Annotated in this window: 4 protein-coding genes and 1 tRNA gene; 2 read left to right on the forward strand and 3 right to left on the reverse strand. The window is 46.7% G+C overall.

Annotation, left to right across the window (positions count from 1 at the left end):
* Positions 1-249: 249 nt before the first annotated feature.
* Complete coding sequence (gene nifJ / locus HMPREF3027_RS04310; RefSeq protein WP_070707246.1) at positions 250-3,813, reverse strand: pyruvate:ferredoxin (flavodoxin) oxidoreductase; 3,564 nt, start codon at positions 3,811-3,813, stop codon at positions 250-252.
* 46 nt (positions 3,814-3,859) lie between these two features.
* A complete protein-coding gene (locus tag HMPREF3027_RS04315; RefSeq protein WP_083317504.1) occupies positions 3,860-5,089 on the reverse strand; it encodes an AAA family ATPase in 1,230 nt (409 codons plus the stop codon).
* A 214-nt stretch (positions 5,090-5,303) separates the two neighbouring features.
* On the opposite strand from HMPREF3027_RS04315, the gene HMPREF3027_RS04320 reads away from it, so the two are divergent.
* Positions 5,304-5,990 (forward strand): Crp/Fnr family transcriptional regulator, encoded by a 687-nt coding sequence (locus HMPREF3027_RS04320; protein WP_070707247.1) that lies wholly within the window; start codon positions 5,304-5,306, stop codon positions 5,988-5,990.
* A gap of 84 nt (positions 5,991-6,074) precedes the next feature.
* Here the strand turns inward: HMPREF3027_RS04320 and HMPREF3027_RS04325 are convergent, their stop codons facing one another.
* Positions 6,075-8,075, reverse strand: a complete 2,001-nt coding sequence (locus tag HMPREF3027_RS04325) for an LTA synthase family protein (protein ID WP_246830525.1) — start codon at positions 8,073-8,075, stop codon at positions 6,075-6,077.
* A gap of 221 nt (positions 8,076-8,296) precedes the next feature.
* Here HMPREF3027_RS04325 and HMPREF3027_RS04330 point away from each other — a divergent pair.
* Positions 8,297-8,383 (forward strand) — tRNA-Ser (locus HMPREF3027_RS04330).
* Positions 8,384-8,499: the final 116 nt, after the last annotated feature.

Here is an 8,499-nt window from a genome sequence, read left to right on the forward strand (position 1 = left end):
GGGAAGCTTGGGTTATTAGGCCATGAAACCCCTTTCGGGGTTTTCTCTATTGCTGATTAACAAGGTTCACCACCTCTTGCTGGGAATGTTGTACGAGCTACAAATATTTCACGTATCAAACAGAAATGTTTCTCGTATGAAATCAAAATACTTCACGTACCAAACAGAAATGCTTCACGTACCAAATATAAAAAGGGCTGGTAGAGATCTCTACCAGCCCTTTACTATTGTGTTTGTTGCTTAACGAGATTACTTCTCCTCAGCCTGATAAGGTGCATCAAGATTGAACTCTGAGCGCAGCTTGTACTTGTAGTACCTGCGCTGAGCATCTTGCTGAGCTACTGCGAATAGCTCCTCTGCCTCTTGTGGATACTTCTTAGCAAGTGAGTTGTAACGCACCTCACCCATTAGGAAGTCGTGGAACTTAGACCAATCTGGCTCCTTAGAGTCGAGGCTAAATGGATTCTTACCTTCGTTGATGAGTTCAGGATTGTATCTCCATAGGTGCCAGTAACCGCACTCTACTGCCATCTCCTCTTCACGCTGGCTCTTACCCATACCGGCCTTCAGTCCGTGCTCGATACATGGTGAGTAAGCGATCACTACAGATGGGCCATCGAATGCCTCAGCCTCGCGGATCGCCTTGAGGGTCTGAGCGTGGTTTGCACCCATTGCTACTTGTGCTACATAGATGTAACCGTAGGTGGTCATCATCAGGCCAAGGTCCTTCTTGCGGATACGCTTACCTGAAGCAGCGAACTTGGCAATAGCACCGGTAGGAGTACTCTTAGAGCTCTGTCCACCAGTATTGGAGTAAACCTCGGTATCAAGGATGAGAACATTGACATTCTCGCCACTAGCGAGTACGTGGTCAAGACCACCGAAGCCGATATCGTATGCCCAACCGTCACCACCGATGATCCACTGGCTACGCTTCACAAAGTAATTGGAAAGTGCATCAAGTGTACGGATCTCTGCGTGATTGCTCTTGCGGATCTCTGGGATAATCTTATCAGCCATCTCACGGCTCTTATCGGCATCCTCGCGGTTGTCGTACCACTCACGTAGTAGCTCCACATTGATTGGAGCCTCCTTAGCACCGTCAAGGATATCCTTTACGTAGTGCTCTAGACGCTCACGGAGCTTAAGAGCAGCAGTGTGCATACCGTAACCAAACTCTGCATTATCCTCGAATAGAGAGTTAGCCCAAGCTGGTCCCTGACCACATAGGTTGGTGGTGTAAGGAGTACTTGGAGAAGAAGCAGAGTAGATAGAAGAACAACCTGTAGCGTTGGCTACCATCTGACGAGTACCAAATAGCTGAGTAAGTAGCCTTACATAAGGAGTCTCACCACAACCTGCGCAAGAACCGCTAAACTCAAATAGAGGTCTAGCAAATTGAGAGTTCTTCACGTTAGCCTTAACGTCTACTAGGTGTGCCTTGTTGGTTACATTCTTGTAAGAGTAATCCCAAAGTGGCTGTAGAGGTAGCTGGCTTTCGATAGGCTTCATCTCTAGAGCCTTACCATTCTTATTACCTGGGCAGATATCAGCACAGTTGCCACAACCCATACAGTCAAGCACGTCTACCTGCATACGGAACTGAAGACCAGCGAATGGCTTACCAATTGCCTTGAGTGTCTCGTATCCTTCTGGTGCATTCTTCACCTCCTCCTCATCGAGTAGGAATGGACGAATAGTGGCGTGAGGACATACGTACGCACACTGGTTACACTGGATACAGTTCTCGATCTTCCACTCTGGTACAAGAGCTGCTACACCACGCTTCTCGGAGTTGGAAGTACCATTCTCCCAAGTACCGTCTTCGCGACCCTTAAATGCAGATACTGGCAGACCGTAACCCTCGCGAGCATTGATCACCCTTACTACATCTCTTACGAATGGGGTGTCGTCTGGGTGTACCTCGATCTCGTCATCTGGAAGGTTAGCCCACTCAGGCTTAACTGGAACCTTTACGAGTAGTTCACCACCCTTATCTACAGCTTGGTAGTTTTTGCTTACCACTGCATCACCCTTGTGTCCGTAAGACTTCATGATGAACTTCTTCATCTGCTCTACAGCTAGCTCGTAAGGGATTACACCGGTAATCTTGAAGAAAGCCGATTGCAAGATGGTATTGGTACGGTTGCCAAGACCAATCTCCTGAGCTATCTGAGTAGCATTGATCATGTAGAAGTTGATCTCATTCTGAGCGAAGTACCTCTTCATCTTATTTGGCAGGTGCTTCTCAACCTCATTAACATCCCAGATGCTATTGAGTAGGAAGGTACCGCCTCTTCTCAGTCCCTTAGTAAGGTCGTACATACGCAGATAGGCAGGTACGTGACAAGCTAGGAAGTGAGGCTGATTTACGTAGTAAGTACTACGGATCTTCTTATCTCCGAAGCGGAGGTGGCTACAGGTGAAACCTCCCGACTTCTTAGAGTCGTACTGGAAGTAAGCCTGTACATACTTATTGGTGTTGTCACCGATGATCTTGATAGAGTTTTTATTAGCACCTACGGTACCATCACTACCAAGACCGTAGAACATACACTCATAAGCACCGTTATCGAGCTCAGGATCCTGCTCTACAGGAAGAGAGGTAAAGGTTACATCATCTACGATACCTACGGTGAAGTGATTCTTTGGCTCTGGTAGCTCAAGGTTTTTGAATACAGCTACAATCTGGCCAGGAGTGGTGTCCTTACTTGAAAGACCATAGCGACCACCCACTACGATAGGAGCATTCTCGGTACCATAAAGGGCACTCTTAACATCGCTATAAAGTGGCTCACCTACAGAACCGCTCTCCTTAGTTCTATCCAATACAGCAATACGCTTCACGCTCTTTGGAATAGCACCTAGGAAGTGCTTTACTGAGAATGGGCGATAGAGGTGTACGGTGAGCATACCTACCTTCTTGCCTTGGCTATTGAGGAGGTCTACCACATCCTTACACATCTTGGTCATGGAGCCCATGGCGATGATCATATGCTCAGCATCATCAGCACCATAGTAATCGAATAGATGATACTGACGGCCAGTAATCTTGGCAATCTCATCCATATACTCCTGCACTACATCTGGCACAGACAGGTAGAAGATATTGCTAGCCTCACGAGCTTGGAAGAATACGTCGTCATTCTGTGCGGTACCTCTAGTAGCAGGGCTATCAGGAGCCAAAGCACGCTTGCGGAATGCATAAAGTGCCTCTTGATCTACTAGTGGCTTAAGGTCTTCCATCTGCATCTCCTCGATCTTTTGGATCTCGTGAGAAGTACGGAAACCATCGAAGAAGTGAATGAATGGCACTCTTGTCTTGATAGCTGCAAGGTGAGCCACAGCTGCAAGGTCCATTACCTCTTGTACCGAAGCGGTAGAGAGCTGTGCGAAGCCAAGTCCACGTGCACTCATCACGTCCTGGTGGTCACCAAGGATAGAAAGTGCGTGTGAAGCTACGGTACGAGCAGCCACATGGAATACGCCTGGGAGTAGCTCACCAGCGATCTTGTACATATTGGGGAGCATCAGGAGTAGACCCTGAGAAGCGGTAAAGGTAGAGGTAAGAGCACCAGCCTGAAGCGAGCCGTGTACTGCACCAGCGGCACCAGCCTCACTCTGCATCTCCTCTACTCGTACACGCTCACCGAAGATATTGAGGCGACCCTCAGCACTCCAAGCATCCACGTGCTCCGCCATGGTTGTAGACGGAGTGATAGGATAGATGGCAGCCACTTCGCTAAACATATAGGCAATATGTGCAGCGGCTTGGTTACCATCACAGGTAATAAATTTCTTTTCTTTAGCCATGTTACTGTCCTTTAATATGGTTGTAAATAATATTGTTTTTATCTTATTAATATAGCAGTCCAAACATCCAGATAGGCACTCCCACTATGTCGCCATTCACTTCGTCGCTACAAAGGATATTAAGCGTGTCGGAGGGAGTGCTTCTACGACGCACCCCTTTACAGATAAAACGCACTGGGAGCTTTCCATTGATCACGAAGTCCACACCCGATTCATCGGCTAGATTCACCTCCAGCCCCGCATCTAGCACACTTGCTAGAAAGAGTGTCTTTGCCTCCAAAAGTGGCTGTGGCTCCTCCTCTCTGATCACCCTAAGGATATTGGTATCATTGAGAAAGACCCTATCCGGCTTCTTGGGATACTCCCCATCCTCCTTATATATCAGGCGTATCAGCCGAGCATCGGAGAGATACTTCAGATAGTTCATCACCGTAGCTCTACTGGTATCTATTGCTTCACTGAGAGAAGAAACATTCGTTACTCCATCACGCTGCCCGCTCACTAGGTAAAGCAACTTACGCAACTTTGGTAGATAGGTAGGGGCAATCTGACGGATATAAACCAAGTCTACCTCCAACAGCATATTCATATTCTTCGCAAGGTCCTCCGCGAAAAGAACTGCCTCCTCCCGATGAGGATAGTACCCTTTGCTGATGTATCCATCCAAAGCTAGCCACGGATCTACCTGTCGCCTTACCATCTTCTCAACTGACTGATAATCCGAAAAAATCTGGTCAATAGTCACGGTAGGGAGCGAAAGGTTGTAGTGATTATTGAGATACTCACGATAAGAGAACCCGTGAAGGTCACAAATCTTCATTTCCCCCTTGAGCTCTGGATACTCCTCCTCCAGCGTCATCACACTAGATGCGGTGAAGACAATAATCAGCTCAGGTAATTCTTTACGGCATTGCATCAACTCCCCTGCCCAGCCTGGATACTTAAATACTTGATCTAGCAGAAGTATCCGCCCACCTTCGTGGTAAAATCCCTTCGCAAAGTGATAGATTGTATGGCTTGAGAAGTAGAAGTGGTTGAGGTTAACATAAATAGCCCGCTCACCTTTTTGGCTAGTGAGCAGTTGACCCATCTGCATCAATTGGTGCGTCTTACCGATACCGCGTGTACCACGGATACAAATAAGTGGCAACTTTTCGGCAGAGGCAAGGCAGTGTAAAGTGCAATCACGGCTCGAAGCACAGCCCTGTAGACCTGCTTCCGACCGCTCCACGCCCTTCAACTCAAGGCACATATCTCCACTCAGAATGCTATTCATCCGACATAGTATTTATTTCCCACTGCAAAGATACCTCTAAATACTGAATTTGACAACTACAGATTACAGAAAAAGGTATTTAATCACGAAAGACAACCAAGTTCCATTAATTATGCCCTTGAACTAGGATGGGACAAAAAAATAGTCGCCATTATATTATTCAGTCAAATAAAAAATGACTAACTTTGACAAAAATACAAAGTAACCCTACAAGATGAATACAATAACTAGCAAACACTCAGCTCTCCTTGAGTACTTTTGCGGTAGCAAGCATAACCAAGAGGAGCTCGCCGAATTGACAGAAAGACTTCAATGTGCCCCTACTAAGGTAGAGAGATTTCGGTCGGGCCAATTTGTCGCGCATCAAGGCGATTCCATTGACTCCCTCGTGCTACTCACCAAGGGAGTAGTACGTATTGAGGTTGTTTCTCCCACTGGAGATCGGCTCTACACCAATGAGCACGAAGCTCCTTTTCCGCTCATTGCCTCACTTCTCTACTCATCAGAGCAGCGATTTGCCAACGATATCATCGCCGTCAAAGACTGCGAGATAGAATACTATGACCGAGAAATTATTGAGAAGCTTTTGGAAGAGTGCCCCACCTTCCGCAGAGGTTTTCTCACCTTCAGTAGCAACCTTATCTACGGGCTTAGTCAGCAGCTACAGATATTCTCCATTCGCAAGATCAAGGGAAAGCTAGCTTACTTTATCCTACAAAAGATGGAGCCAAGTGGCTACTTCTCGCTCGACATGAGCGTCACTTCACTTGCAAAGTACTTTGGGGTGACCCGCTCGGCTCTCTCAAGAGTTATTTCAGAATTGGCTAGTGATGGAGCAATCTACTACACCAGAGGATTTGGCGAAGTACTAGACATAAAGAAACTAAGAGACTCCATCTAACCACCCCCCCAAAAGCTCAAGAAACTACCGCTATCAATGGCTCAAAGCTCATTGATAGCGGTATTCCTTATGTATAGGCTTTACTTACTGGTCTGACTCCTTCGGCACCACATCTGTGATGGAGAAAGAGGTTCGGTGCACTCGGTGATTATAGTCCTGTACAATAGCCTGAAGCAGATGCGTATAATGTGCCACAATAGAGTCATTCGGCATCACGTCAGCTCCAGGCCCCGTTTGCAGGCGAGCTACTGGTGCCTCCACCCTCACTTCGCCATAGGGCGTCATGGCCACAGTCACCTCCTTTGCAAATAGCAGATATTGATTATAGTAAAAGTTGAGCCCTATATGCTCCGCCTTTTTATCAAAAATATTCGCTCCATAGCTTAGCACAGGGTCAGTGATCCCAAGCAGATACAAGAGCGTGGGCAGGATATCGGTATGCTGCACCACATACTCATCAACACAGCCTTTTAGTTTCCCTTGAGGATCAAAGAACGCAATCGGTACTGCCGACTTACCTGGCAAGCACTGGTATAGAGGTTCATCGCTCACGCTGGTATGGTCGGCGGTCAAGACGAATAGGGTATTCTGGTACCACGGTTCCTCCTTTACCCTTTCAAAGAACTTCTCAAGAGCAAAATCGGCATACTGCACTGTGCGATGTATTGGCAGACTTCTTCCCTCAAACTTTTCCTCAAACTCATCAGGCAGCACAAAAGGATTGTGATTAGAAAGCGAGAAGTAAAACGCCCCAAATGGTTGTTTCAGAGTTTCAATATCCTTAGCCATAGCCAAACCAAATGGCAGGTCATGCACCGCCGACCCCGCCATCCCTATTCGGTCATTCGCAGCATCGGTATACTCCTTATCATAGCTCTCAGCCGTGTACTGCTTTTCCACCCCCACTCTCTCCAGCATCTCAAAGAAGCCCATCATCCCTTCACGGTCACCGTGATAAAACTTCAGGTCATACCCACTCTCCTTTAGCGAACGAGGTAGCCCAGTATCGTAGCTGGTATAGTGCTCAAAGTCTCTCTCCAGCCGACTTCGGTTATTAAAAGTAGCACCAAAAGTGGGCATAGAGATATAAATAGCAGGGAAAGAATCAATCGACCGCTTCCCCGAGGCAAACCCATACTGGGCGTACAAGGTCTCTGGCAAAAGTCGATCAAGGAATGGAGTGAGACTATGGCCACTTGAAGTCTCTTTATTGAAGAACCCTACAAACTCCTTAGCCATGCTCTCCATCTGGATAATCACCACATTTCGCCCACGCATAGAGCCAAAAAGGGTATCACTGTCCGAGAGAGGTGCTGCCTTATAATAAGGAGTAAAGTGGCGAGACAATTCTGCCTCAGAGAAAAAGGAATACTCCTGCCGCTCCGAGCCATCCTTCAAAATCGTCACAGGAGAATTAAGCACAATTGGGAACTGCTTAAAATCACTCATATAGCGAGCGCTCAATGCCATCAGATCACTAAAGCTCTTACCACCCAAATACCAAAAAGGCAGCAACACTATCACCAGAATAAGAGGCAACAATCCATCTCGCCACGAAAGAGTATCCCCTATAGGCTTACGCTCAAAGCGAACCATCCGATACCCAAAGACCCCTAGCAGTATAATCAAAGCAAAGGCTACCGTCAGAGGCCAGTAATCCACAATAAACTCACCATACAGAGAGCCAAAGTTAGCCCCTTCAAACTCACTGAATACATCGCGATTAATCCGCCTATAGACAAACGGATAATAGCCCGCATCAGAGATATTGGCAAAAGTAAAGAGTACGTAAGGCACGAAGTAGGCTGCATGCCGCACCCCTCTATACCAACCATATTCCTCTACCCTACTAGGTAAGAACTGGCCCACTCCCACCATAATATAATAGAGCAGAAACCCATAAGCCACCGCCATCATATCCAAGAGCAAGCCCCCCTGCATCAATCTTAGCAATTGCCCCACCCCTATCTCTGAAAAGAGGCTATAATTATAATAAAAGTAGACCAAGCGACACAGTTGCATCATCAATAATGCAAGAATCGTGTGCCAAAGGAGGACTACCCAGCGTTTATTTGTCGTCCACATTCAATACAAATCCTTATTAATTGAGAATGCTCTCCCAATAGAGATACCACCTCATGATAGTACTTCTATAAAAAACATTCCAATAGTCTTCTCTCAAAATTGGCACAAATGTACGAAATAATTCATTCAACGAGACAACACAGACAGTAACGTTCCCAAAAAAGGGCCATAGAATGCTTCCTATTACAGATATTTTTGGTAACATTGCAAATCCATTTATTGGAGAGGTGGCAGAGTGGACGAATGCGGCGGATTCGAAATCCGTTGTAGCACTAGTGCTACCGGGGGTTCGAATCCCTCCCTCTCCGCTAATAGCTTCATGGGAAGTCAATAAACTATTCAAGGGTAGAATAATCGCTGTACAGTCTAGGCTATACAGCGATTTTTTAGGGCCTCATCCGATATTCTGCGTGATGGGGTGACT

This window comes from Porphyromonas sp. HMSC077F02 (assembly GCF_001815465.1).
Taxonomy (GTDB): domain Bacteria; phylum Bacteroidota; class Bacteroidia; order Bacteroidales; family Porphyromonadaceae; genus Porphyromonas_A; species Porphyromonas_A somerae.

Coding starts and splice junctions, on each gene's coding strand:
- HMPREF3027_RS04320 (WP_070707247.1), top strand. CDS start 5,304: ATGAATACAATAACTAGCAAACACTCAGCTCTCCTTGAGTACTTTTGC.
- nifJ (WP_070707246.1), bottom strand. CDS start 3,813: ATGGCTAAAGAAAAGAAATTTATTACCTGTGATGGTAACCAAGCCGCT.
- HMPREF3027_RS04315 (WP_083317504.1), bottom strand. CDS start 5,089: ATGAATAGCATTCTGAGTGGAGATATGTGCCTTGAGTTGAAGGGCGTG.
- HMPREF3027_RS04325 (WP_246830525.1), bottom strand. CDS start 8,075: ATGTGGACGACAAATAAACGCTGGGTAGTCCTCCTTTGGCACACGATT.